20 protein-coding genes and 1 pseudogene are annotated in these 25,757 nt (G+C 62.1%); 18 read left to right on the plus strand and 3 right to left on the minus strand.

Annotated features, from left to right (window positions below; all coding sequences use genetic code 11):
• Positions 1–19: 19 nt before the first annotated feature.
• Both JQT59_RS23425 and JQT59_RS23430 read left to right on the plus strand, forming a co-directional pair.
• A pseudogene (locus JQT59_RS23425) lies at positions 20–1,179 on the plus strand (helix-turn-helix transcriptional regulator).
• Between the two features lie 223 nt (positions 1,180–1,402).
• Positions 1,403–1,984 (plus strand): dihydrofolate reductase family protein, encoded by a 582-nt coding sequence (locus tag JQT59_RS23430; protein WP_213572191.1) that lies wholly within the window; start codon positions 1,403–1,405, stop codon positions 1,982–1,984.
• Between the two features lie 239 nt (positions 1,985–2,223).
• Here JQT59_RS23430 and JQT59_RS23435 read toward each other — a convergent pair whose 3' ends face one another.
• Positions 2,224–5,532 carry a protein kinase domain-containing protein gene (locus tag JQT59_RS23435; RefSeq protein WP_213572192.1) on the minus strand — a complete coding sequence of 1,103 codons (3,309 nt, stop codon included), beginning with the start codon at positions 5,530–5,532 and terminating at the stop codon, positions 2,224–2,226.
• 334 nt (positions 5,533–5,866) lie between these two features.
• Here JQT59_RS23435 and JQT59_RS23440 point away from each other — a divergent pair, with 334 nt between their 5' ends.
• The 3 genes from JQT59_RS23440 (at position 5,867) to fdhD (ending at position 9,999) form a co-directional block, all read left to right on the plus strand.
• Positions 5,867–6,781 carry a LysR family transcriptional regulator gene (locus JQT59_RS23440; RefSeq protein WP_213572193.1) on the plus strand — a complete coding sequence of 305 codons (915 nt, stop codon included), beginning with the start codon at positions 5,867–5,869 and terminating at the stop codon, positions 6,779–6,781.
• Between the two features lie 81 nt (positions 6,782–6,862).
• Positions 6,863–9,172: an FdhF/YdeP family oxidoreductase gene (locus JQT59_RS23445; protein WP_213572194.1), complete on the plus strand. Its 2,310-nt coding sequence runs from the start codon at positions 6,863–6,865 to the stop codon at positions 9,170–9,172.
• Positions 9,172–9,999 carry a formate dehydrogenase accessory sulfurtransferase FdhD gene (fdhD, locus tag JQT59_RS23450; RefSeq protein WP_213572195.1) on the plus strand — a complete coding sequence of 276 codons (828 nt, stop codon included), beginning with the start codon at positions 9,172–9,174 and terminating at the stop codon, positions 9,997–9,999. Before JQT59_RS23445 ends, fdhD begins: the two co-directional genes overlap by 1 nt.
• A 154-nt stretch (positions 10,000–10,153) precedes the next feature.
• Here the strand turns inward: fdhD and JQT59_RS23455 are convergent, their stop codons facing one another.
• Both JQT59_RS23455 and JQT59_RS23460 read right to left on the minus strand, forming a co-directional pair.
• A complete protein-coding gene (locus JQT59_RS23455) occupies positions 10,154–10,486 on the minus strand; it encodes a VOC family protein (protein WP_502939730.1) in 333 nt (110 codons plus the stop codon).
• Positions 10,487–10,785: 299 nt separating this feature from the next.
• Positions 10,786–11,388: a TetR/AcrR family transcriptional regulator gene (locus JQT59_RS23460; RefSeq protein WP_213572197.1), complete on the minus strand. Its 603-nt coding sequence runs from the start codon at positions 11,386–11,388 to the stop codon at positions 10,786–10,788.
• A gap of 339 nt (positions 11,389–11,727) precedes the next feature.
• Between JQT59_RS23460 and JQT59_RS23465 the strand changes: the two genes are divergently transcribed.
• The 13 genes from JQT59_RS23465 (at position 11,728) to JQT59_RS23525 (ending at position 25,481) form a co-directional block, all read left to right on the plus strand.
• On the plus strand, positions 11,728–12,921 hold the full coding sequence (locus JQT59_RS23465) for an LLM class flavin-dependent oxidoreductase (RefSeq protein WP_213572198.1): 1,194 nt from the start codon (positions 11,728–11,730) through the stop codon (positions 12,919–12,921).
• Positions 12,918–13,784, plus strand: coding sequence for an enoyl-CoA hydratase/isomerase family protein (locus tag JQT59_RS23470; RefSeq protein WP_213572199.1), 867 nt, complete (start codon positions 12,918–12,920; stop codon positions 13,782–13,784). Before JQT59_RS23465 ends, JQT59_RS23470 begins: the two co-directional genes overlap by 4 nt.
• Before the next feature lie 3 nt (positions 13,785–13,787).
• Complete coding sequence (locus JQT59_RS23475; RefSeq protein ID WP_213572200.1) at positions 13,788–14,582, plus strand: enoyl-CoA hydratase/isomerase family protein; 795 nt, start codon at positions 13,788–13,790, stop codon at positions 14,580–14,582.
• Positions 14,583–14,592: 10 nt separating this feature from the next.
• Positions 14,593–15,459 (plus strand): branched-chain amino acid ABC transporter permease, encoded by an 867-nt coding sequence (locus tag JQT59_RS23480; RefSeq protein ID WP_213572201.1) that lies wholly within the window; start codon positions 14,593–14,595, stop codon positions 15,457–15,459.
• Positions 15,456–16,445: a branched-chain amino acid ABC transporter permease gene (locus JQT59_RS23485; RefSeq protein WP_213572202.1), complete on the plus strand. Its 990-nt coding sequence runs from the start codon at positions 15,456–15,458 to the stop codon at positions 16,443–16,445. The genes JQT59_RS23480 and JQT59_RS23485 overlap by 4 nt, the downstream gene beginning before the upstream one ends.
• Positions 16,445–17,230, plus strand: coding sequence for an ABC transporter ATP-binding protein (locus JQT59_RS23490; RefSeq protein WP_213578033.1), 786 nt, complete (start codon positions 16,445–16,447; stop codon positions 17,228–17,230). The genes JQT59_RS23485 and JQT59_RS23490 overlap by 1 nt, the downstream gene beginning before the upstream one ends.
• Positions 17,217–17,936, plus strand: a complete 720-nt coding sequence (locus JQT59_RS23495; RefSeq protein ID WP_162603222.1) for an ABC transporter ATP-binding protein — start codon at positions 17,217–17,219, stop codon at positions 17,934–17,936. Before JQT59_RS23490 ends, JQT59_RS23495 begins: the two co-directional genes overlap by 14 nt.
• Positions 17,937–18,047: 111 nt before the next feature.
• On the plus strand, positions 18,048–19,319 hold the full coding sequence (locus JQT59_RS23500; protein ID WP_213572203.1) for an ABC transporter substrate-binding protein: 1,272 nt from the start codon (positions 18,048–18,050) through the stop codon (positions 19,317–19,319).
• Positions 19,320–19,345: 26 nt separating this feature from the next.
• Complete coding sequence (locus tag JQT59_RS23505; RefSeq protein ID WP_249353784.1) at positions 19,346–21,229, plus strand: AMP-dependent synthetase/ligase; 1,884 nt, start codon at positions 19,346–19,348, stop codon at positions 21,227–21,229.
• A gap of 8 nt (positions 21,230–21,237) precedes the next feature.
• Entirely contained in the window at positions 21,238–21,993 is a 756-nt protein-coding gene (locus JQT59_RS23510) for a creatininase family protein (protein WP_213572204.1), read from the plus strand.
• A gap of 84 nt (positions 21,994–22,077) precedes the next feature.
• Positions 22,078–22,596: a flavin reductase family protein gene (locus JQT59_RS23515; RefSeq protein ID WP_283254093.1), complete on the plus strand. Its 519-nt coding sequence runs from the start codon at positions 22,078–22,080 to the stop codon at positions 22,594–22,596.
• Positions 22,596–23,699 carry a 3,4-dihydroxy-2-butanone-4-phosphate synthase gene (locus JQT59_RS23520; RefSeq protein ID WP_213572206.1) on the plus strand — a complete coding sequence of 368 codons (1,104 nt, stop codon included), beginning with the start codon at positions 22,596–22,598 and terminating at the stop codon, positions 23,697–23,699. The genes JQT59_RS23515 and JQT59_RS23520 overlap by 1 nt, the downstream gene beginning before the upstream one ends.
• A 159-nt stretch (positions 23,700–23,858) precedes the next feature.
• Positions 23,859–25,481: an AMP-binding protein gene (locus JQT59_RS23525; protein WP_213572207.1), complete on the plus strand. Its 1,623-nt coding sequence runs from the start codon at positions 23,859–23,861 to the stop codon at positions 25,479–25,481.
• Positions 25,482–25,757: the final 276 nt, after the last annotated feature.

Raw genomic sequence — 25,757 nt, forward strand, 5'->3', positions numbered from 1 at the left:
GCGCTCGTACGATTGACTCGTGAGCGTGGATTCCGTTCAGTGCGCGGTAGACAAGGTCGCACGATTGTGCGCCGCCCCAAGCGGGCTGGTCTCGCTGTGGCGGGACGCGTCGGACGTCGTCGCGGGGTCGTCCCGTACTACTGGACACCGTGCTGGTTCACCCTCGACCCCGTGTCCTTGCTGATGACCAGTCATTATCACTTCGGCATGGATGAGTTTCCCGGGGAATGGTTGGCCGCCGAGTATTACGAGGACCACGTTCAGTCCGTCCCCGACGAAATGCGTTCCGCGGATGGGGTTTCCACGTTGCACGAAGCGGCGCACGGTGATCCGTCGGGAAGTCCGCGCTGGCGCCGGAACCGGACGCTCGGCGGCGACCAGGAGCTGATCGCACGGTTACGCACGCGCTCGGGAGAAACGTGGGGAGCGCTGAGCCTCTATCGCGACGAAGAAATGCCGATGTTCTCCGAAACCGAGAAGTCGTTCGTGAAGGAGATCGCGCCGGTCCTCGCGGGTGGTGCCCGCCGCGCACTGCTGTACGGGCAGGCCTGGGAACCGGAGTATGCCGATTCGCCGGGTCTGCTCGTTCTCGACGGGAACTGGAACATCGAATCCGCGACGCCCGGGGTCGACCGGTGGATGGTGGATCTGCCGAGTGGGGATTGGGATCGGGACGAGTTGCCGGCCGCGGTGATCATGCTCGCCGGTCGTGTGTTGCGGTGTGTGGAAGACCGCGATCGGCTGGGTGACGTGGCCATCTCGCGGGTGCTGTCGCGGTCGGGTGCGTGGTTGGTGCTGCACGGTGCATGCCAGACGTCGACGGACAGGCGGCGGATCGCGGTGATCGTCGAGCCGGCGCACCCGAGTCGTCTGTATCCGCTGCTGATGTCGGCGTACGGGCTGACCGAGCGGGAGAAGGAGGTCACGTCGATGGTGTTGCAAGGGGCGTCGACTTCGCAGATCTCCGCCGAGCTTCACGTGTCGGCGCAGACCGTGCAGCAACATTTGAAGAGCATCTTCGACAAGACCGGCGTGCACAGCCGACGGGACCTGGTCGGCAAGGTGTTCTTCCATCACTACGAGCCGCGGTTCCGTGACAACGAGAAACGCACGCTCGACGACCGACCGCTCCGGGGTGGCCCCTGGCCCACGGATCGTCGGCGCCGCACAGATCAGTAGCCGAACCCTATCCATAAGCCACGAAAATCCCGTTCAGCATCCAAGGCTTTCCCCTCCGCGATCTCGAGAGCGGTGCTGCGGTGGATCTCCTCAATGGTCTGCCGCGCCGCACCGATCCGGCGCGACGCATCATTCGCGTGGCCGCTGCCAGGCGATTGATTTCTTACAAGAGCGACAGCTCACGACCCGCTAAATTTGGAGCACCAAAGCAGAGGAGAACCCCATGGGCAAGGTGGTCATGTACAGCTCGGTGTCGGTGGACGGCTTCATCGCGGACGAGAACGACCAGCCCGGACCGCTGTTCGATTGGTTGTCCAGCGGTGACGTCCCGTTGGACGAGAGCGGCGAGATCAAGATGTCGCAGACGTCCTACGACTACACCCGGCCGTATTGGGACCAGATCGGGGCGACACTCGTCGGCCGCCACGTCTTCGACATGACGGACGGCTGGGACGGCAAGCCTCCGGGCGGAATCGACCACGTGATCGTCGTGACGCACCGGCCGAAGCCCGAGGGCTGGGACCCCGAGGCGCCGTTTCACTTCGTCGACGGCGTCGACGCAGCCGTGGCCAAGGCGCAGGAGCTCGCGGGTGACCGCATCGTCGAGGTCGCCGCTGGCGACGTCGGTGGCCAGGTGCTTGCCGCGGGTTTCGTCGACGAGGTGCGCATGGACGTTGCACCCGTGGTGTTCGGGTCCGGCAAGCGTTTCTTCGGGTCGGTCCACGCGCAGCACCTGTTGGAGGATCCTGACGTGGTGATTCAGGGCAATCGGGTGCTTCACCTGCGCTATCGGGTGCGCCGTTGACCGATCTGAGCGGGTACAGGAAGAAGTCCACCGCGAACGGTGACACAAGATCGAGCCTCCGGCTGCGTTTGCGCATCGCTGTCCCTGGTCGGGCAGCCGACGCCGATCCGCCCCAGCACCTCACCTGCGGCAAGTTCAACAACCCGAAGCGAACCGAGTTCACCCCTGTGCCCGCCGCGATTGACGACGCGCTGGCCGCCGATCCGAACGAGTGGGACGGCGAACGCGGAGCTCACGAGTCAGACTGGGTCACCTCGGGTCTGGTCAACGAACCAGGCCGCAATCTGTGCTCGTGAGGTGAACCCGAGCTTGGTCAGGATGTGTTCTACGTGGCCTTGGGCGGTACGGTCCGAGATGACGAGACTCTTTGCGATCGCCCTGTTGGTCAAACCCTTTGCTACCAGGTCGGCGACCTGCCATTCACGTTTGGTCAGGTTCGTCGCGATACCGGCGGGCCGCGTCGTGTCCCTGGGCTGTTCGTTCAGGGCATACACAATGGCATCGTGCGTTCCGAGCGCGCGCCCTTCCCGATGGGCGGCGTGAAAGGCGCGCTCACCGAGTGTGTGGCGAATCCGGCGCTTGTTCTCTTCATGGTGGACGAGGAGGTAGGGGAACATCACCGTCGAGCTGCCCACCGTGTTCCCCAATTCTTCGGCGGCGCCCATTAGTACCGCAGCACGCGTTGCACGGCTCTCGTCACAGAGCCACGCGAGGGATTCCAGACACACAGTGACCGTAATCTGGTCGTCCGCCAGTCGGCCGAGCCGCAAACTGTCTTCAAGCAAGCGGGCGGCACGCTTGGAGTCTCCCTGCTGCCAAACCGCAACACCCATGGACCACAACGAGTACGAACGATATATCGACTCGCCCAGATCCTCCGTCATCGCGATTACCCTCTCATGACTTGCCATCGCCCGCGGAATGTCTCCCCGCAGTCCGTATGCCGAACCCAGTAGATACTGAACTGCAACCTTCCGATGGTCATCGTTCAGTGTCGCGTATATGGTGCGGGCTTCTTCCAGAAGTCCGCTCGCGCGCTGGAGGTCGCTGTTGTTGAGCGCGAGTAACCCTTCCGCTTGGGCGACGAGTGCACGCGTCATCGGGTCGTCGATCTGCTCAGCCAAGGATCGCCCCTCCTCGACCAGCGCAGTCGCAGCGGGGATGTCACCCTGAAGTTCGGACAGCACGCTGCCGTAGTACAGGGCTTTTACTCGTGTCACGGTGGGCTGCCCTGGATGGCAGGCGAGGGCTCGGTCGAGCCAGTATCGTCCCTCGGTGAGCTTGCCGCGGGTAAGCCAGAAGGGATACAGCGCAGCTGCGATCCGCAGCCCGGCTTCGGGGTCGGTATCGCCTACCTCGGATAGGCACAGCGTCATCGCCTCACGCAGATTCGACTCCTCGCGCCCGAGCCGTGCGATCCATTTCAACTGCTGGGAACTGACCCACTCCGCCTCCGCTGTCAATGCCAGCTTCTCGTACCAATCCCGGTGCCGCGAGCGCAACGCCTCGTAATCACCGGACTGCTCTGCTTTGTGTCGGCCGTAGTCACGTACCGTCTCGAGAAGGCGGAAGCGGACCACTCCGCCCGGAGCCTCCCTGATGAGGATCGACTTGTCGACCAACGCTGTGAGCACGTCGAGCAGATCCTCAGGAGCCTCCTCCCCCACGCAAATGCCTTCCGCCGCGTCCAATTCGAAGCTCCCGGCGAATACCGACACTCGTGCCCACAGCTGCTGTTCCGAGGAACTGCACAGGTCGTAACTCCAGTCCATCGACAACCACAGCGTCTGTTGGCGCCTCGGCGCACCGCGACGTCCCAGGGTCAGCAGTTTGTACCGGTCATTCAGTCGTTCGGCGATTTGGTCGGCGGACATCGCCCGCAACCGCGCGGCCGCCAACTCGATCGGCAGGGGTAGACCATCAAGTGCCCGGCAGATGTGCGCTACGGTGATCCGGTTTTCCTCGGTCAACTCGAACCCGGACACCGCAGCGGCGGCACGTTCCAAGAACAGCGTCACGGCGTCATACTGGGAAAACCCGCGCAGGGACGACTCATCGTCCGCGTCGGGAATCGTCAGCGGCGGTACGCGCAGCACCGCTTCCCCTTCGAGACCTAGGACCTCCCGGCTCGTGGCCAGAATCCGCAGCTCGGGACAGGTCCGAAGCAGTTTCCCGGCGAGCGTGGCGACAGCGTCCACCAAACGCTCGCAGTTGTCCAGAACAAGCAGAAGGTTGCGTGTGGCGAGGAACTCCGCAATGACGCGTTCAAGCGGTCGTGCCGAGCGATGATGTATTCCGACGGCCGCAGCGACCGCATCCACGAGCAGTGACCGCTCGTTCAGTTCGCCTAGCTCGACCAACCTCACACCGCCGCTGAACCCGCGCCGCGCCTCCGTCGCAACGCGTAGCGCAAGGCGCGTTTTGCCGACCCCGCCGATCCCGGTCAAGGTGACCAGACGGGAACTGGACAACTTCGCCTTGGCGTCGGTCAGCTCGCGACGGCGGCCTACGAAGCTGGTGAGATCCGACGGAAGATCTCCCGCCGATCCCCATGTTGACGGCGGGATCGCGTTATGGAGGAGGCCGGTGGTGGAGCGGCGACGGGCTCTTGGCTGGTCTTGTGCGGAGCGCTTCGCGCCACGTTCGGGGAGCAGGTCCATCTCTTCGACCGGTAAATCGTGAGCGAGCAGACTCCGGCGTAGTTCGTCACCGAACTGCGCCGCGCTGAGGGGACGCTCCCGAGGATTTGCTGACATAGCGTGTTCGATGGCCGCGCTGACATCATCCGGAATTCCCTGCTCGCGGAGATCTGGTACCGGTTGGGTAGTGATGCGAATGAACTGTGCGACTATTTGCTCGCCGCTGTGACGTTCAAAAGCTGCGTGCCCGGTCACGGCCGAGAACAAGGTCGCGCCGAGACTGTAGATGTCTGAGGCCGTGCTGGGCGGCTCCTCTCCCTCGAGGACCTCGGGGGCTGTGAAAGCCGGGGATCCGGTGAGAATGCCCGTCGAGGTCTCGAATCCCCCAGCAAAGTGAGCGATGCCGAAGTCGGTCAGGGCCGGCTCGTCGTAATCGGTGATCAGGATATTCCCCGGCTTGACGTCTCGATGGAGGATGCCGAGCCGGTGCGCGGTCTCGAGCGCGCCGGCCAACTTCACGCCGAATCGCAGAGCCTCGTCCAACGCGAGTCGGCCATGCCGACGGATTCGGGTGTCCAACGAACCGTGCGAGTGGTATTGCATCACGATGTAGGGCCGACCACTGGTTGTGGTTCCAATGTGGAGCACATTAGCGATGTTCGGGTGACCCGTAAGGCGGCCCATCGCCCGCTGCTCTCGAAAGAACCGGGCCCGGTTGTCTTCGTCCAGATTGGCGGTGAGGACCTTCACCGCGACAGTGCGGTCCAGCGAGGGTTGCCCACAACGGTAGACAAGACCGAAGCCGCCACGTCCGATTTCGTGGACCTCCGTAAACCCTGCCGTGGTCAACTCCGCAACGACGGCGGACGCCACGTCACGCTGAGTCTCGAGCGGATCACCATTTGCCATGCGCAGCTGGCGATTCACTCGATCCGGCGGTACCCCAAAGACACAGCATTTTTTATCCCTCAATGATCTGAATTCAGGGTAACGCCACCTGCCACCGAGTCGGGGCAATTGGGTTGATCGAATCGTCGATACCGACCGTCTGGTCCCGTTGCAGTCGCCTGGGGAGTCCTCACCCACGATCGACGAAACGGCCAGAACGGCAGGGCGTAGACCCTGGCCAGCGATGTGAGAGAGGTGACCTGGGCACCAAGCGACGCATCCGATACTCGGCTGTCGGGCCGCAGAACTTCGCCGCCTTCTCCGGGGAGCGAGACGGGAATGAGAAGATTATGCTGTGCAGTTCCGGCAGCTCGAGTACCTCGTCGTTCTCTCGCGTGAGAAGCACTTCACTCGCGCAGCGGATGCATGTGCTGTCTCTCAACCGGCTTTGTCGGAGGCGATCCGCAAACTGGAGATCGAACTCGATCTGCCGCTGATCGTTCGAGGCCGCAAGTTCGAAGGCCTCACGGTGGAGGGCGAGCAGATCGTACGTTGGGCTCAGAGAATTCTTGCCAACCAGGAATCACTCCTACACGAGGCCGCCAGCCTACGGTCGGGCGTCACCGGCACCCTCCGAATCGGGGTCATTCCCACCGCATCCGCGACAGTCGCCGACCTGTCGAGCCCATTGTGTCTGCGGCATCCCCTCATCACGGTGCGTCTCGCCGAAGACCTGTCCTCGAGCGAAATCACAGCTCGGCTCGATCGCTTCGAGCTCGATGGCGGCATCACTTACCTCGACGACGATATCGCCCTGCGCTATCACACTTTCCCGCTCTATCGCGAGCGATACGCACTCTTGACCGCCGACGACCCGGCCCACCCGCGCCGCGCCGACATCTCCTGGAGCGAAGCGTCGACGTTGCCGATGTGCACTTTGCCGTCGATCATGCGCGGCAGGCGCATCCTCGACGACTATTTCGCCGACGACGGAGCAGTCCACACCGCACAAGTCGAAACCGATTCCATCGCTTCCCTCTATGCCCACGTCAAGACCGGGCAGTGGGCTGCAGTGGTGCCTCAGGTGTGGTTCAAAGTATTCGGTGAACCACCTGGCCTCCGGTCCACTCCACTCATCGAAGGTCGCACAGCTCCAGTGGTCGGGTTGATCACCCGCGCAGAAGGCCCGTCGTCCCTCCTCGTTCAGGCTCTCGAAGCGACGGCTTCGGTCCTCGACCAGACATCATCGGCAACGCCTATCGACCAGTAGGACGGGCATCTTGGACACCACCCATATCCGTGGTGCATCCTCGACCGACTGTCTGTAAACCTGGGGAAGGCTGCACTGCTGATGGCTCGTCGAGACGACTACGAATACGAATACGACGAGCACAGCATCGTCGTGACGAAGAACAAGCAGTACGCCGCAGGCGTACCGGCGGTGCTCGTATCACTTCAACGCGGCATGTCACAGATGGGTGCTACGCGCACCGCTGCCACTCTCGCCAAACTCAATCAGCGCAAAGGCTTCGACTGCCCCGGCTGCGCCTGGCCGGAAACACCCGGCCACCGCAAGCACGCCGAATTCTGCGAGAACGGCGCCAAGGCCGTCGCCGAAGAAGCCACCAAACGGACCGTCGGCCCAGCCTTCTTCGCCGCACACTCCATTGACGATCTCCTCGGCCGCACCGAATACTGGCTCGGACAGCAGGGACGCCTCACCCACCCCATGGTGCTACGCCCAGGCGCCTCACACTACGAACCAATCGAATGGGATGACGCGAACCGCATCATCGCAGACGAACTGAACGCGCTGGGTAGCCCACATGAGGCGATCTTCTACACCTCTGGCCGAACGTCCAATGAAGCAGCGTTCCTCTACCAGTTACTGATTCGCTCCTTCGGCACCAACAACATGCCCGACTGTTCGAACATGTGCCACGAATCGTCCGGCAGCGCACTGACCGCCTCGATCGGCATCGGCAAAGGATCGGTATCCGTTCCGGATATCGAGAACGCCGACCTCATCCTCATCGCCGGCCAGAACCCGGGCACCAACCATCCACGCATGCTGTCCACACTCGAAAAGGCCAGATCCAACGGCGCCCGGGTTATCGCCATCAACCCGCTTCCCGAAGCCGGACTGCTGCGGTTCAAAGACCCACAGAAGGTTCATGGTGTCATCGGCGACGGAGCCGCGATCTCCGACGACTTCCTGCAGATCCGCATCGGCGGCGACATGGCCCTCTTCCAGGGGCTGGCCAAACTGCTCGTCACCGCCGAGGACGCCGCACCAGGCACCGTCCTCGACCGACGCTTCATCGACCGCCACACCGCGGGGTTCGACGCTTGGCTCGATCACATCCGCAGAGTCGATCTCGGCACGGTCGTCGACGCCACCGGCCTGACAATCGAACAACTCCACGACACAGCGCAGGCCCTGATCGAGTCGAACGCCACCATCATCTGCTGGGCGATGGGACTGACCCAGCAAACACACGGTGTTGCCACGATCGAAGAAGCCGTGAACCTGCTGCTGATGCGCGGCATGATCGGTAAACCCGGAGCTGGGGTATGCCCCGTCCGCGGGCACTCCAACGTCCAAGGCGACCGCACCATGGGCATCTGGGAGAAGATGCCAGATTCGTTCCTCGCCGCCCTCGACACCGAATTCGGCATCACCTCACCACGAGAACACGGGCTCGACGCCGTCGACTCCATCCGCGCGATGCGCGAACGGCGAGCCTCGGTGTTCATGGCAATGGGCGGCAACTTCGTGTCCGCCACGCCCGACACCGACGTCACAGAGGCCGCCCTCCGGAACTGTTCGCTGACCGTCCAGGTGTCCACGAAACTCAACCGCAGCCATCTCGTTCACGGCCGCACCGCACTGATTCTGCCGTCGCTCGGCCGCACCGACAAGGACGTCCAGGCGACTGGCAAGCAGTTCGTGACCGTCGAGGATTCGATGTCGATGGTCCACCGTTCCCGCGGAAGTCTTACCCCGTCGAGCATCCACATGCGCTCCGAAGTCGCCATCGTCTGCGGCATCGCCGAGACGCTGTTCGGCCCCGGCCATCCCGTGCCGTGGACATCGTTCACCGCCGACTACGATCTCATCCGGGATGCGATCTCGCGCGTCGTGCCCGGCTTCGACGGCTTCAATACCAAGGTCCGACAGAAAGAGGGGTTCGGACTCCCCCACCCGCCGCGAGACTCACGCACGTTCCAGACGGAGACCGGTAAAGCGAACTTTGCCGTCAACGACCTCGTGTGGCTACCTGTCCCGCCTGGCCGACTCATGTTGCAGACCATGCGAAGTCACGACCAGTACAACACCACCATCTACGGTCTCGATGACCGCTACCGCGGCGTCAAAGGCGGCCGGCGAGTTCTGTTCGTCAACGCCCGCGACATCGAAAAACTCGGATACCGAGACGGCGACCACGTCGACTTGATTTCCGAATGGAAGAACCGGAGCGGGAACATCGAAGAACGACGAGCCGACAACTTCCGACTCGTCGCCTACCCCACGCCTGTCGGCAACGCCGCCGCCTACTACCCCGAAACCAATCCCCTCATTCCCCTCGACCACGTCGCAGACAAATCGAACACCCCCGTCAGCAAAGCCATCCTGATCCGGCTCGAGCACCGACCCTGATGGGACGCATCACTACCCGACGCCCCATCGTGCGCGTGCGTGGACCGAACTCCACAACTCGGCCCGACACACTCGTCGTCGAGGAACCACTCGAAATCCGTGTCGGAGGCGCCCCGCTCGCGGTCACCATGCGCACCCCAGGCCACGATGTCGAACTCGCGCACGGCTTCCTCCTCACCGAAGGAGTCATCAGCAGCGTTGACGACGTCGCTTCGGCCCGCTACTGCGACGGAGTGGACGACAACGGCCTCAACACCTACAACGTCCTCGACATCACCCTCACCGTGGGCATCCCCCCACCGCAACCCGGTGTCGAACGCAACTTCTACACAACCTCCTCATGTGGAGTATGCGGGAAAGCGTCACTCGACGCCGTTCGCCTCGCGACGGTCCATTCCCCGGCCGAGGACACCACCACGGTGCATGTCGATGTTCTGGCGACACTGCCCGACCGACTACGCCAGTCGCAGAAAGTATTCGACAGCACCGGTGGCTTACATGCAGCCGCACTTTTCGATCAGGACGGGCAGCTACTCGCCCTCCGCGAAGACATCGGCCGACACAATGCCGTAGACAAGGTCGTCGGCTGGGCAATCGCTCAACACCGCATCCCCTGCCGGGGCAGCATCCTCATGGTCAGCGGTCGCGCCTCGTTCGAACTCGCCCAAAAAGCCGCAATGGCAGGCATACCCATACTTGCCGCAGTCTCCGCGCCGTCCTCACTCGCTGTCGACCTCGCAGACGAAACAGGACTAACACTCGTGGGGTTTCTTCGTGGCCAGAACATGAACCTCTACACCCACACCCATCGGGTAATGCGGGGCTGACCACGTGAAATGCGCGAGCCCGCGGTAGGCCCCAAGAATCGAACCGGTCATAGGTCTACTCGACCCAGGGGCCTTCCCGTCACACTCGACGACTTCGGCGACGCTGAACCCGTCCACTCGTCCTGCCAGCTCTTCGAGCACCGACAGCCCTGTGCTATCGGGTAAGCGGGCTGTAGAAGACCAAGCCGTTGCCGTTATTGTCGTAGACCACTGCACGGCGTTCGTGTCCGTGGTCATACGGGCCTCCCACAATGCCACCGCCGTTGGCTTCCACGGTCTTCGCCGCACTGTCGACGTCGGCGGTCCTTATGCCGACGACAACTTGCCCCGGCATGGGGTGGTCGACCGCAGTCGCCAACGCGACGGTGATAGTCCCTCCATCTAGGGCCGCGAAGTGGTCCCCGTCGCGGAACTTCAACGGCATTCCCAGGGTCTCGCAGTAAAACCGGACCGATTCGTCCAAGTTGTCGGTCGACAGGACGATCATTCGCACATCATGCTCGTTCAATTGAGTCTCCCTGTAATGGCGTCACTGTTCCGTTCCACGTGCCGCATCGACGATCGCGTAGTCCGCAGTATTCGGCTGTGTAACAGTGTATTTGAAGATTCGAGGTCGAGACTGGTGCGACCGACACAGGCGGAAGTCGCCTTCGCTCGATCGTCGACGATCAAACGCCAAACCCCGTTCAATCAGGATATCCAATTGAAACGGGGTCTACTTACAGGCCAGTGCCGGCTGCTATCGCAACGTTCCGTAGGCGCCTGATCAATCCGGCAGGTCCGACCTCACTCGGCCCGAGGAGAGGTCAATGCCTGGACCGCCGCAGTTGACATTGTCCTGACAATCGACTCCTGGTCAAGACCTTTGTTGAGGGTGGGTACGGTATTCAACATCGAGAACACCGCCTGCGTAAGCAGGCGTACCTCCGGATCCGACAGCTCTGGCCGCAGCAGCGACACTGTCGAAATCCACTCCTCGGCGTACATATTCATCGCTCGTCGAATGCGCCGGCGATCCGTTTCGGGAAACGCGTGCTCGTTCTTGAGGAAAATCAGCGTTGTCGGAGCGGCAGACAGGACCGACCTGATGTGGAATTCGACCATGGCGTCCAGCGCAGCACGCGGATCGGGCTCCGACTCCACCGTCGCCCGGGCGGACTGATGGAGAAACTCCAACGGATTCTCCACCACTGCGATGAGGAGGGCCTGCTTGTTCTGGAAGTGACGATAGAGCCCGGGAGCGGAGATTCCTGCCTTTGCGCAGATCATCTCGACCGTAACCGAGTCGTAAGGTTTGTGCAGGAACAGATCGGCGGCGACTTCCAGCAGCAGCTCCCGGCGTGACCGGCGAACCGTAGGCGCGGCCGACGGCATCTGGTCAGCCTTCATGGTTCACAACAGCAACGGGGCAGCCCGAGAAATCTGAAATCAGCACATGCCGAGTTGCACACCGCCTGCAAGCGTCGCTCGCATCTACCTTGATCAGCTCCATGCGACCAATAGTAACACGCATTAACACAATCGGACAGCAATCGGACACCTTTCGGTGTTAGCTGCGGGCCCACACTCCCCGCGCGACCGCACACTTTTGCGCCTGGCCAGGCATGTTGCGGGGCCCTGGCGAGTGAAAGCGCCCAAATGCCCGCCGAGTGTTGACAAGCTCACACTCTCGCTCTACGTTAATGCTCATTCACGTTAATGCGCATTCACACACGAAAGGTTGTGGCCATGCGATTCATCTTCATGAGCGAGGGCGAAACGCCCCCAGGGCATACCCATGAGCACCGTTACCGGGAGCTCGTCGACGAGGTCCTCCTCGCCGAAGAGGTGGGTTTTGATGCGTTCGGCACCTCTGAGCAGCACGTGGCGATTGGCACGGCGACGACGTCCGCGCCGGAGGTCCTCTATCCGTACCTGATGGCGCTGACCTCACGCATTCGGTTCGTGCACCTGGTGACCCTGTTGCCCACACGCATCAACCACGCGCTTCGGGTCGCCGAGAGGCTGGCCACCGAAGACATTCTGTCCAACGGCCGCGTGGAACTCGGTGTCGGCCGAGGCAACACCACCCTTGCACTGCGGGCCTTTGAGGTTTCACCGACGGAAAACAAGGCCCAGCAGATCGAGGGGCTCGAAGTCATTCGCCGCGCGCTGCACAACGACGTCTTCTCCTTTGTGGGCGAGCACTACAAGATCCCACCACGAAGTCTGGTACCCAGAGGAATTCAGACTCCCTATCCTCCGATCCACATGGCGACCGGGAGTCCCGAGTCTGTTCGAACTGCGGCGGAGCTCGGCGTCGGCGCGATCGTCGGAGGCTTCTACCTGGGCTTCGAATTCCTCGAGAATATGCTGCGTATCTACGATGACGCTCTCGACGGCGCGACGCACACCTACCCAGTTCAGGCACAAAAGCTCGTTGCAGTCGGCGGCGGTATGCATTGCGCAGAAACACGCGACGAAGCCGTCAAATGGGCGAGAAGCCTCACTGAATCGGTGGCGCTATCGACCGACGCGTACCAACGCCTCTCGAAACTCTCCGATGACTACCAGTACATGGGAGCCGTCAAGCATCTCGACTTCAACGATGAGCGCTACATGTTCGAGGACTCCTCCGGCTTCATCGTGGGCGATCCCGACGACTGTGTCGCCCAGGTACAGCGGTTCGCCGACTTGGGCGCCGACTCACTCGTTATGCGCATCGACGGGCTCCCCCACAGGGAATTGATGAAGTCGATCGAACTTTTCGGCAAGTACGTAATCCCCAAGTTCAAGAACCCCCGCGCTGTGGTGCGCACCCCTGCCGCGGTTCTGGACGATATTCGCGCCGCCCGGCCGGCCCACTACGCCGAGGTCGAAGCGTTCGAAAGTGCACAGAAAGAAACAACCGGAAACAGTGTCGAGGTAGGAGAAGCACGATGAGTACATTGGCCACGGATGACATCTTCAGCCGATACCCGAAGGAGATCTTGATCGAGCGCAAGCCGAACGGGGTACTCCTCATCACCATCAATCGTCCCGAGCGACTCAACTCCCTGACGCTGCCGATGTTCAAGCATCTGTCCGAAATCTGGGTGGACGTCGACCGAGACCCCCAAACGCGTGTGGCTGTCATCACCGGCTCCGGTCGCGGTTTCTGCACGGGCATGGACGTACGCGAACCAGACCCCACTCTGGATGACGCGATCGAACTCATGGAGGATGAGCGGCGGCGAATTACGACCCTCCTGAACATGGACAAGCCTCTCATCTCCGCGATCAACGGACCAGCGGTGGGCTGGGGTTTGTCGATGGCACTGCTCGCGGATATCAGCGTAGCTGCTGAAGACGCCTTGCTTCTGGACGGCCATACCCGCATCGGGGTGGTCGCCGGCGACCATTCTTCCCTGATCTGGCCGCTGCTGGTCGGCATGGCCAAAACTAAGTACTACCAGCTGACGTCAGCAAGCCTGACCGGCGCGGAGGCCGAGCGGATCGGCTTGGTGAGCCTCACTGAACCGAAAGGCGCCGTGCTCGAACGCGCCTTGGCGATCGCGGATGACCTTGCCCAGGGCTCGCAGCAGGCAATCCGCTGGACGAAGCGTTCACTGAACTCGGGTTGGCTGACCAATGCCCTTCCGCAGCAGGAATTGTCGGCGGCATTGGAAACCCTCAATTTCGCCGGCGCAGACTACGCCGAAGCCCGACAAGCCTTCCGCGAAGGGCGACCGGCCCAATTTCCCTCCGCCCGCCGCGATGACCACCTCGTCGTTGGTTCCCCGGCGACGCAAGAAGTTGCCAGGTGAAGCATGAGAGGGCCTGAGACCACACAGACCGCCGGGTTCACCGCCGCGGACTATACGGGTGTCCTTGTCGTCACCTTGGACCGGCCGCCGGCAAACGCGCTGAACCGATCAGCCATTCGCAATCTCGCGGCGCTGTTTGCCGACCTCACCGAGATGCGTGAAGCACCCCCGGTCGTCCTCACAGGCGAGGGAGAACGATTCTTCTGCGCCGGAGGCGATATAACAGAACTCGAACAAGCACCCCAACAAGAGTTGGACGCCCGGATGCGGGAGTTTCACTCGCTACTTGTAGCAATGGACAGATACCCGCGACCGGTGATCAGCGCGATTAACGGTCACTGTGTGGGCGGTGGCATGGAAATTGCTCTGTTCGCCGATACCGTGCTGGCCGTCCACGGTGCGCGTTTTGGATTCCCAGAGATCAATCACGGCCTCCTACCGGCCGATAAGGGTATTCAGCGTGCCGCCCGACTACTCGGAGCACGTACCGCGAGGCGACTGCTGTTGTCGGGGGAACTATTCGACGCTGAAACCGCGCTGGAGATCGGTCTCGTCGATGTCCTCGCGGACCCCGCAGAGCTCGTCGCTGCGGCTGTCGCGTCGGCGCGTGAGGCCGGGGCCAAGGCACCGGTGCTCTACGGCGCATTGAAACGCAGTATCAACGATTCCGACGACTCCCGCGACGAGGTCTCCCTGCATCGCACACTCGGGTCTGCCGCCGAGTACTTCGATGACCCCGTCGCCCGTGGACTACGAGATAGCTGGAACGGCAGTCGCACTCGAGGAGGTCAGGGATGAGGGTGGAGTCATGTTAGCCGTCCTTGTTGCGGGCCTGGTCAGCGGTGCGGTTCTGCTGCTCGCGACCGTGGGCTTCGAATTGGTGCGCCGGGTGGAGGGCTTCCTGAATATCGCGCTGCCCCAGCTGATCGTGCTCAGTGGGTTCAGCGCGTACGGGTTCAATGTGCTGCTCGGGTTGCACTGGACAGTCTCATGTCTCGCGGCGATCGCGGTCACAACGGTGGCGGGCGTCGTATCAGCTCGGCTGATCTTCTGGCCGATGCGCGGACGTCCGCACTATATCCCCATGATCGCATCTGTCGGTCTCGCGTTCTTCATTCACGCAATGATCGAGGTCTTCACGGGGTACGGCGTGAAGACCCTCGACGTCCCTCTTCAAGAGACCTTCCGTATCGGTGGGATTGCCGTGGCCGGCATCGATCAGGTCGCTGTCATCGTCATTGCCGCTCTGGTGGTCATGGCACTGCACTTTTGGCTGTCGAAGTCCTACAGCGGACGGGCGTTGCGCGCGATGGCCAACAATCAGGCACTGGCTCAGATTCGCGGTGTCAACACCACTTATCTGCAATACATCACCTGGGCGGTAGCGAGTGCGCTGACTGCGCTGGCGGGAACGCTCATCGCCCTGACCGCACGCATTTACCCTGAGCTTGGCTGGGATCAGGTGTTGATCATCTCCGCCGCCGCAATCATCGGCGGGCTCGGCAGTATCTATGGCGTGATGCTCGCGGCAGTCCTCGTCGGTCTGACGTCAAGTCTCGCGACCCTTGTCATTCCGTCCGAATACACCCAGATGGTTGTGTTCGCGGTGATCGCCTTGGTCGTGTTCATCCGGCCTGAGGGCCTTTTCAGCGGGCCGAAGGAGCGTGTCGCATGAGCACTCTGCTGATTCTTGGCGGACTGATCACTCTAATGGGGATCTACGCCGTCGCAGCCCTGGCGCTGAACCTTCAGTTCGGCGTCGGCGGGATGGTGAATTTCGGTGTGGCGGCATTCTTCGGTGTCGGCGCCTATGCCTACGCACTCACCGTCCTGCCGGCACCGTCCGGATCGTACACATACCTTCTCGGGCTCGGTTTGCCGTGGTGGGCGGGCGCAATCATTGGTGGTCTTGTATCAGCTCTGCTCGCGTTCGTTGTCGGAAGCGGCCTGCTGAAGGTCGGTGGGGAGTACCTCGCCGTTGTCTCGCTTGCGCTTGCCGAGGTGATCCGCCAGTTGTTCATCAACCAGCCGGCGATCGCCAATGGGGCGCGCGGGCTGCTGAACGCGCCGGTGCCCAGCCTCGATATCGTCCCGGGTCGAGCGCAGGTGTTGTTCGTCGCTGCGATCGTTGTGGTTGTTCTAGGAATCAGCTTCTTGCTCTTCCGGCGGGTGACTCGGTCGGCGTTCGGCCGAAGTCTGCTCGCGATCAACCAGAACGAAGCAGTGGCCCGCTCGCTCGGTGTGAACGTCTACGCGGTAAAGCTCAAAGCTTTCGTCTTTGCGGCGTTCTTCATGGGTCTGGCCGGGGTGATGTATGTGTGGTATCTGTCGATCCTTACTCCGACTTTCTTCAACGTGAATATCACCTTCACGGTCTTCATTGCTCTGATTATCGGCGGGACAGGCAGCAATGTCGGCGCGATTCTTGGTGCGGTTGTTCTGTTGGGCCTGCGTGAGGGCCTCACATACATTCAAGTGGAATTTATTACACCGGAGCTGCTGGCGAGCCTTCAGGACGCACTGCAAGGTTTGGTCCTCATTGTGATACTCCTTTTCTGGCCGGGCGGCCTCTTCCGGCCGCGACTGTCCGTCTACCCGCCACCACGCTCCCCCTCCGTGACACCTGCCGTGTTGGCGACTTCTGTGGCAGGTGGTCGCTGATGACTGCACCGAATCCCTTGCTCGAAGTGAAGGGCGTTGTGAAGAGCTTCGGTCAGCTCCGGGCGCTCGACGGTGTCGATATGACCGTTAGCCGGGGCAAGGTTACAGGACTCATTGGGCCAAACGGCTCCGGCAAAACCACCCTGTTCAATGCAGTCTCCGGTTTCCTGAAGCCTGATGCAGGGACGGTCGTGTTCGACGGGCGTGTCGTGACAGGGGCTCCGACGCATCAACTTGCGCGGATGGGTCTGAAGCGCACGTTCCAGAACACTGCTGACTTCACCGACATGTCGGTGGTGCAGAATTTGCTCACCTCTGTGCGCACTGTGCCAGGCGAGCGCCTCTCACGCCTCTTCACGTCTCCGCGCGAGATCTCGGCGAGTGAGCGCAGCTTGGTCGACCGTGCATGGATTTTGCTTGATCGCCTGGGTTTGGTCGAATTGGCGAACGTCCGGGCGGGAGATCTGTCGATCGGCCAAGGCCGCCTACTGCAGATCGCCCGGCTGCTCATGGAACCGCCGTCGCTGTTGATGCTCGACGAGCCGTCCTCGGGCCTCAACCCCGACGATCAAGACCGCTTATCTGCGACAGTGCGTCAGCTGCGCGATGTCGAGGGTGTCACGGTGCTCGTCATCGAGCACAACATGTCCTTCATGAACGCAATTTCCGATGCGCTGTACGTCATGCACGACGGCCACGTCATTGCAAGCGGCCCGCCGGCGGACGTAATCCGCGACCCCCTAGTTATCGAAACCTATCTGGGAGTACGCCGTGCCACTGCTTAATGTCGAAAACCTCACCAGCGGCTACGGTCGAAACAACATCATCCGGGGCATTTCTCTTGCCGCAGAAGAAGGATCGATTACAGCCATCATTGGCCCTAACGGAGCCGGCAAGACAACCCTCGTGCAGACCATCGCCGGGGTAGTCGATGCACGCGGCGGGAGCGTCAGACTTGGTGGCGAGCCCCTCGATGGGATGTCCGCCCGCGAGCGCGCACGCCGTGGCCTCGGATATACACCTCAGCTGCGCAACGTTTTCGGTGCACTATCCGTCGAGGACAATCTGGAAGTTGTCACCCGCGCGATGCGATTGCCTCATGATCGCGTGGACGAGGTTTTCGAACTGTTTCCGATCCTCGCAGAGCGCCGAAAGCAGCGATCCGGAACGCTGTCCGGCGGACAACGCCAGCAGCTCGCAATCGCTTCCTCGCTGCTCATGCGACCACGGCTGTTGATCCTCGACGAACCCACCACCGGTCTAGCGCCCCAGATTGTCGATTCGCTCATCGAGCAGATCTGCGTCATCGAGCGCAGCGGGACCGGCGTCTTATGGATTATCGAGGAGCATCCCAGCCAGATCCTGCCACTGTGCGAACGCGTATTTCTCATGGAATCGGGCCAAATTCATCACGAGGCAAACGGGCCGCAACTGCTAGCGGATCCGGGCTTCGCCGAGATGTTCCTGGGCGCTCGAATCCCACAGGCGTGAGCAGCACGCATGCCTACCGCAATCGCAGAAGAGAAGCAGGCTTCACTCTCCTCGCTTCTACCAGAGAAAGTCCGACCCCCCAAAGCAGCACTTCACAGGAGATTTTGAGCGATGAAAGTACTCAGAACAACAGCAGGCAAGGTATCGGTCGCATGCGTCGTCATGGCGACGGGGGCAGTGCTCACAGGTTGCGGCGACGGTGGAGGGGCGTCGAGCGGAACCACGGTGATCGGTGTGGCCGCGCCGCTATCAGGCGAAGCGGCGGTCTTCGGCGGGCCTGTCGATTCGATCACCCGAGCAGTAGTGAACCATGTCAACAAGCGTGGCGGCATCAATGGGACGACCCTCGAGGTTGTGAGCGAGGACGAGAAGTTCAACGCCGAGGATGGAGTCCGCGCCGTCACCAAGCTCATCAATAAAGACGACGCGCAATTCATCGTGGGTCCGACGTCATCGACGTTCATGGCGACACTCAGCCAGGCAGAACGCAGCGAGGTTGCGATCGCGTCTCCGTACTCCGGCATCGTCGAGTACGACGACCAGGCCAATCCCTACACCTTCCGCACTGTTGGTCCGGACACTTTCGATGGCCTGGCGGTCGCTAAAAACCTCTGGGACAACGGCATCAAGACCCTGTCCATACTCTACGAAAACTCCGACTCAGCGCGAAGCACGTCGAGCTGGTTGGAGGACTATTACACGAAGCTCGGTGGCAAGGTGGTGGCGAAGGTCGCTTTCAACGGCGGACAGAGTTCCTATCTGCCGGAGGTGCGCAGCGCCTTTGAGCCTCAACCCGATATGGTGTTCCTCGCCGGCTCCGTGGAGCCCGCTGTACCGATCGTGCGCGAGTGGGCGCGGTCGGGGTTACCTGGCAAATGGGCATTTATCGCAGAGTTGACCTTCCCCGTGCTGCTCGACGAGGTCGGGGCCCAATACCTCGAAGGCGCGTACGGTCAGTCCGCGGTCGCGGCAGACTCGCCGTCCGTCGCGGGGATGCGCGATGTGCTGGTCGAGGAGTATGGCGTCGAGCAAGGTGCGGCCATCGCTCAGCAGCCCACGGCTGCCATGGCATACGATGCGATCGTTTCGGGACTCTTGGCGATGGCGGCCGGCGGCGAGGCGACCGGCACGGCGATTGCCGAGAACCTCCACAACGTGACTGATTCCGGCGGAACGCCGGTGTTCTCCCTGGATGAAGGCCTGGATCTCCTGGCGAGAGATGAAACGATCGACTATCAGGGTGCCAGCGGTCCCGTCAATTTCAACTCGACGAACACTGCGGTGCCCGACTACGGGATTTATCAGGTAGTCGACGGGAAGTGGGAGGTAGTCAAGCGTTACACGGGCACCGAGATCAACGACTTAGCTGAGGAATTGCAGTGACCATGGAGATGGAGAACACTGTTTCAATGAGTTCGCGTGAGGGCGGCAGGGATGGAATACCGGTACTGCGCAGCGTCTCGGGATTCGAGGCCGTGGATCGCACCTTCGCGCAGATGTTGTGCGACCGCGCCGAGCGCGAACCGGACACGGTCGCATTCTGCAGCTGGGTTGACGGCGCTGCACGCCCGACCAGCTGGAGCGAGTATCTAGAGGACGTGCGGGCGACCGCACTGGGCCTCCATGATCTCGGGGTGGCGCCGGGCGACCGGGTGGCCATCATGTCTTCTACCCGCCGAGAGTGGGTTGTGGCGGCACTCGGGATCCTGAGTGTGGGTGGCGTTCCCGTGGGGGTATACCCCACAAGCTCGACCCCTGAGGTAGAGCACGCGCTCGAGAGCAGCGGCGCGACCGCGATCTTCGCCGAGGGCAGGTCCGATGTCGCGAAAGTTGCTGCGGTCGCTCCCAAGTTGCCGCACTTACGGGCAACTGTCGGTTTCGATGCCGAACCGGCAGACCTGCCGGAAACCGTCAAAGCAGTACATTGGGAGTCCTTACGCGCCGTCGGGAGCGCTCGGGCTGTGGCTGAGCCGGAACTGTTCTCGCTTCTTGTCGAATCGGGCGACATCGACCAGCTGGCGGCCCTGTTTTACACCTCAGGATCCACTGGAGCGCCGAAGGGCGTGAGACACACGCACCGCACACTCCAGTACTCGGTACTTGGTTTCGCAATGTCCTACCCCGAGATCGGCAGGGCCCGGCACGACCTCGTGGGATTCCTCGGACTTTCACACGTTGCGCCGGCTCTGATCGGAGTCTTCGCGCCGATAATGACCAGGCTCGTCGTCACCTACTGCACCATGGATCAACGGGTCGAAGCGCTCTGCGGGGTGCGGCCAACTGCTGTCCTGTGGCCGCCGAGGATGCACGAGAAGCTCGCCAGCGAAATACTGCAGGCGCTTGCCGAGTCCGGCAGAGCTTTCCGCTTCGGATACGCGATTGCGATGAAGGTCGCGCGCAGGGTCAGCGGTTTACGCTGGCGTGGGCAACAGGTGCCGAGGTACCTCGAAGTCCTCTACGGCGTGTGCCTGAAATACGTGTTCCTGCCGCTGCGGGCGAAAGTCGGCATGGATCGCATCGAGGTGAGCTGGACAGCCTCCGGGAGCATGGCCCCAGACGTGACCGCGCTCTGGCATATGTGGGGTCTCGATCTTCGCGAGCTTTTCGGTACAACGGAAACGTGTGGCTCCGTGATCGCCCAGTGGGATCGCGCCTTTCCAGCGCCAGGAACCATTGGAAAGGCCATGCCGGATCCCCGGTGGGTTGTCCGTGTATCCCCCGAAGGCGAGTTGCAGGTGCGCAGCCCATGTCTCTTCGACGGCTACTGGAACAATCCGGAGGCGACGGCCTCGGCGCTGGAGGAGGGGTGGTACCGCACAGGCGATCTTGTCGAGCAGAGCTCCGATGGCGAGGTGAAGATCATCGGGCGAATGAAGGATGTCCTCAAGACCAGTGGTGGCAAGAGCGTCAGCCCGCAGCCGATAGAGGTACGGCTCAAAGCGAGTCCGCTTATCGACGAGGCGATCGTTGTGGGCGAAGGCCGCAAGTACCTCACCGTACTGCTCAGCGTCAGCGACGAGGTGCAGGCAATGACTCGGGATGACCGCGATGCTGCTCTGACCCGATGGATCGACGAGGTGAACTCCGAACTCGCCCGCCCGTTGCAATTGAAGAAGTTCCGGGTTCTGCCGCGGGCGCTGTCAGCGGCAGCGGGAGAGCTGACGGCCAAAGCCACTATCCGACGCTCTAACATCCTCGCCTCCTTCACCGATCTCGTCGACGAAATGTACGACGTAGGCGAGCAGGACGAGATTGCCCGTCAGGCACGATTTGCCAGGCCGGATCGCAAGTAGGTGCCACAATGAACGAACTTCGGATCGAATACATGACGAGTGCCGAGATCGGTGACGCAATCGCAAGTGGGGCGCGCACCGCGATCCTGCCCCTCGGTGCAGTCGAACAGCACGGCCGGCATCTACCGCTGTCAATGGATGCTGACCACGCCGACGCGCTTGCAGTGCGGGTCGCGCACGACCTCGGAGGTGCGCTCGTCCTGCCGACCGTTCGTGTCGGGTACTCGCCGCATCACCTCGGATTCCCCGGCACACTCTCCCTCCGCGCATCGACTCTCGAGGCGATCTGTGAAGATTACAGCGCGCACCTGGCTGCGTCCGGTTTCGAGCGGATTGTCGTGTTCTCGGGCCACATCGGCAACTACCCGGTCATGCGCGACTTCGAGTTGCGCCTGGCGGACAAATTGGCACCACTGTCGGTCATCGTCTTCACCGACAGTGAAGCGATTCTGGACGCCTGGCGCTGTGCCGCCGAGGACGTGGCCTCCCTGGGCGGCAACGTCGGTGGGCATGCTGACGTCGCAGAAACCTCCGTAATGCTCGCACTTCATCCCGACAAGGTTCGCGTCGAGCGCTTTGCCCGTGGATACTCGGGCATGGTTGACAAGGGACTCCTCGATCGTGCCTTCCGGGAGGGCATTCATTCGATATCCCCCAACGGAATCCTGGGAGACCCTGCAGGCGCGTCGCCATCCATCGGGACGGTATGCCTCGACGCCGTCACCTCCCTCATTGTCCAGCATGCGCGCGCCAGGGGTGCGTGACATGCACGAGATGCGAGCAACCCCTACGCGGCCATCCGACGCCGATACATCCAATTCACTTCTCAGCCAGGGCGGTACGCCATGATGACTTTCGATCCAGTAAAGACAGGTGACTCGCAACGGGATACCACCAGGCTCCGCCGACTGTATGGGCAGTATCCGACTGGCGTCGCGGCAGTATGCGCGCTCCAAGAGGGACGACCGGTGGGAATCGTAGCCACCTCGTTCACACCAGTGTCCATGGACCCGGCGTTGGTATCGATCTGCGTGCAGCACACTTCGACGACGTGGCCGACTCTGTCGAAGGACGGCCATCTAGGTATTTCGGTCCTGGCATCGACGCACGAAGCGGCGAGTCGCCAGATCGCGGCCAAGAACGTCGACCGGTTCGCCGGGATCTCCTGGTTTGCAGGCGAATCCACTGCAGTATTCCTAGCCGACGCAGCAGCATGGCTCGATTGCAAGATCTCGACGTCGATCCCCGCAGGGGACCACGATGTCGTACTTCTGGAGGTCAACAGCACCGCGGTAAATGAGACAGCACAACCCCTTGTCTTTCATGACAGCCGTTTCCGCACCCTGGTGATCGGTGAGGGATCGTGATGACCGACGTCTGTGACGTGAAAAAGAAAATCGAATCCGCGACAAACGCGTTGACCACCGGAAGGCCGGCACTGATCGTCAGCGGAGCTGACGATCAGGAGGTCGCCGATGTGCTGATTCCTGCCGCCCTAGCCAGCCCACGGTGGACCGCCTGGGCAGTTCGATACACCTCCGGGCTGTTGTGTGCGGCGATGCGTTCGACCCGGGCAGACGAGCTGGAACTGCCCGCAATGGTGAGGGGCAACGGCTCCAGCACGACAACTCCGGCCTTCGGTGTAGGGGTCGACGCCGTTGCCGGCGTCGGAACCGGTATCAGTGCGACAGACCGGTCGCGGACCGCTCGGGTGCTCGCCAGCCCGCAGACCCGCCCAGTGGATCTGACGCGGCCGGGACACGTCCTGCCGTTGAGAACGGCTTCACGTGGAGTGCTCGAGCGCCGAAACAGTGCGGAAGCGGCGGTCGACCTGTGCGAAATCGCCGGACTTTCGCCGGTAGCGCTGACGGCCACGTTGCTGGGTGACGATGGAACCCTGCTGCAGGGCAAGGAACTCGCGGCCTTCGCCCAGGTTCACGGCGTTCCAGCGGTGCGGGTCCAGGATGTGGTGCACTACCGCCTACACCACGGCGACGGCAACGTTGGGCGGGTTCGCCAGACGGCCACACGAATTGTGGACGTTCCTGACAGGTGCATGCGTGTAGTCGACTTCGACGACGAACTGACCGGCGCACACCACACGGCTTTCCTGGGTTCGACAACGCCTGCGGCAGCTCCGACGGTGTACATCGTCTTCGAATGTTCGCACCGCGATCCACTCGCACCCGACTGCGGGTGCCGACAGGAGTTCGAAACCCGTCGTACCCGAATCGCCGCAGAAGGCGGGATCATCGTCTACTTGCGGTCGAACCCGCGGCCCGCCAACCAGTACACGGTTCAGGGACACGAACTCGCACAGGGATCCATCAGTTCCATCCTCACCCACCTTGGATTCACCACGGTCATCGTGTCCGGATGGCCGGGTGATCAGCACCCGACATCGGCCCGCGCGCTCGACCTGACGCCGACTGTCCGCAATCCGGCCTACAAGACCGCCGCCTCGCTCTGACTGCCTCCAACTGGGGCAGGGGGACCGAAACCGTGGGGGCCAACCTGACGCCGCTGAAACCCCACTTCCCCCCTCGGGTACCGACGTAGTCGGTGCCGCCAACTCGCAACCCGACCCGCCCAGCGCTTCGGATGAAGCGCTGCCTCAACTGGAGGATCCGTGACCGGTCTCGACGTTCCTTTGACACCCATTCGCTTCCTCGAACGTGCAGTCGAGGTCATGCCCGACAAAATCGCTATCATCGACGGCGAGCGTCGATGGACCTACCGTGAATTCGGTGCCTCAGTACAGGCCCTCGCGAAAGCGCTCCGAGCTTCCGGTGTCTCGGATGGCGAACGCGTCGCATATCTGGCCACCAACTCCGCCGAGCTGCTCATCGCCCATTACGCCGTCCCGCTCGCGCGCGGTGTACTCGTTGCGATCAACACACGCTTGTCAGCGGCCGAGATCGAATACATCTGCGGGCATTCTGGTGTGCACCTGCTCTTCGGTGAGATCGAGCTACTGAAGCCGCTGCTCGACGCCGGACTCGATTTCTCCACCGTCGACGAGTGGATCGAACTACCGTCGGTGGGAGGTCTTTTCACCGGATCTAACGAACTTCACAGCTATGACTCGCTGCTGACACGCGGCCAGGGTGAGGATCTACGCTGGGAGATTGACGACGAAAACCGTACGCTGGCAATAAACTACACATCCGGCACCACGGGCCGCCCTAAAGGAGTCATGTACTCCCATCGCGGCGCCTACCTCAATTCGCTCGGCGAAATTTTACATGCAGGCTTTGATAAGACCACCAAGTATCTGTGGACTCTGCCGATGTTCCATTGCAACGGATGGTGCACGACCTGGGCGGTCACTGCCGCGCTCGGTACACACGTCTGCTACCGGGCGGTGCGCGCCGACAGCATGTGGTCGCTGATCGACGAGCACCAGATTACCCACCTCAACGGAGCACCGACAGTTCTGACCCTCTTGGCCAACGCTGAGCAGGCCCATCCCCTCACGACACCGTTAACCATCAGCAGTGGAGGTGCACCGCCCAGCCCCACCATCATCGCCGGGATCCGCGCTCTCGGCGCATCGATTGTGCACATCTACGGCCTCACTGAAACCTACGGACCCTACTCGGTCTGTGAACCCAAGCCCGAGTGGGACGAGCTGGAAGTCGAGGACCACGCGAAACTCATGGCGCGCCAGGGTGTCGGCATGATCACTGCCGAGCGGCTGCGGGTTGTGCGTCCCGGGCTTTCACCGGCGGGCGAGTTGACCGACGTGGCCGCAGACGGCACCGAGATGGGCGAGATCGTCATGCGCGGCAATACCGTGATGAAAGGTTATTACGACGACGAGGACGGGACGCGGAAGGCAACCGAGGGTGGCTGGTTCCACTCAGGTGATCTGGGCGTCATGCATCCCGACGGATACGTGCAACTTCTCGACCGTGCGAAGGACGTGGTGATCTCCGGGGGAGAGAATATTTCGACGATCGAGGTAGAGCAAGCAATTCTGTCGCATCCGGCGATACTCGAAGCCGCCGTCGTGGGGGTACCTGATGACAGGTGGGGCGAACGGCCAAAAGCGTTCGTGATGACTGCCAATGGAGCGCACATCGACGAGGCCGAGGTCATCGCACACGTGAAGTCGCGAATCGCGTCATACAAGGCACCCAGATCGGTCGAGTTCGTCGACGACCTTCCCAGAACGTCAACCGGAAAGATCCGCAAGAACGAACTGCGTGACGCGGAGTGGAGTTCACGGCCAACCATGATCAACGGCTGAGAACTGTCGAGCTGTTGCACTGGCGGCGGCGCCCGCCACCGCACCGGGGCATGTCCGGCGCCGGGAGGCTATTCCTCGGGCCGACCCGCGTTTCGACCCTGACTGGTTTGCAGAATGCCTGCACCAGAACACTTCCGGCGTCTATCGGAGAGCACAGTGATCACGTCGCCGCGCCGCGGAGATCGCCGAAAATGGTGGTCGTGCTTGGGCAATGTGCTCGCCCCCATCGAGGTTGTAGGCGCACTGGTGCGCAGAATGCTGAAGTCTTGCGATGGG

This window comes from Rhodococcus sp. USK13 (assembly GCF_018343855.1).
Taxonomy (GTDB): domain Bacteria; phylum Actinomycetota; class Actinomycetes; order Mycobacteriales; family Mycobacteriaceae; genus Rhodococcus_F; species Rhodococcus_F oxybenzonivorans.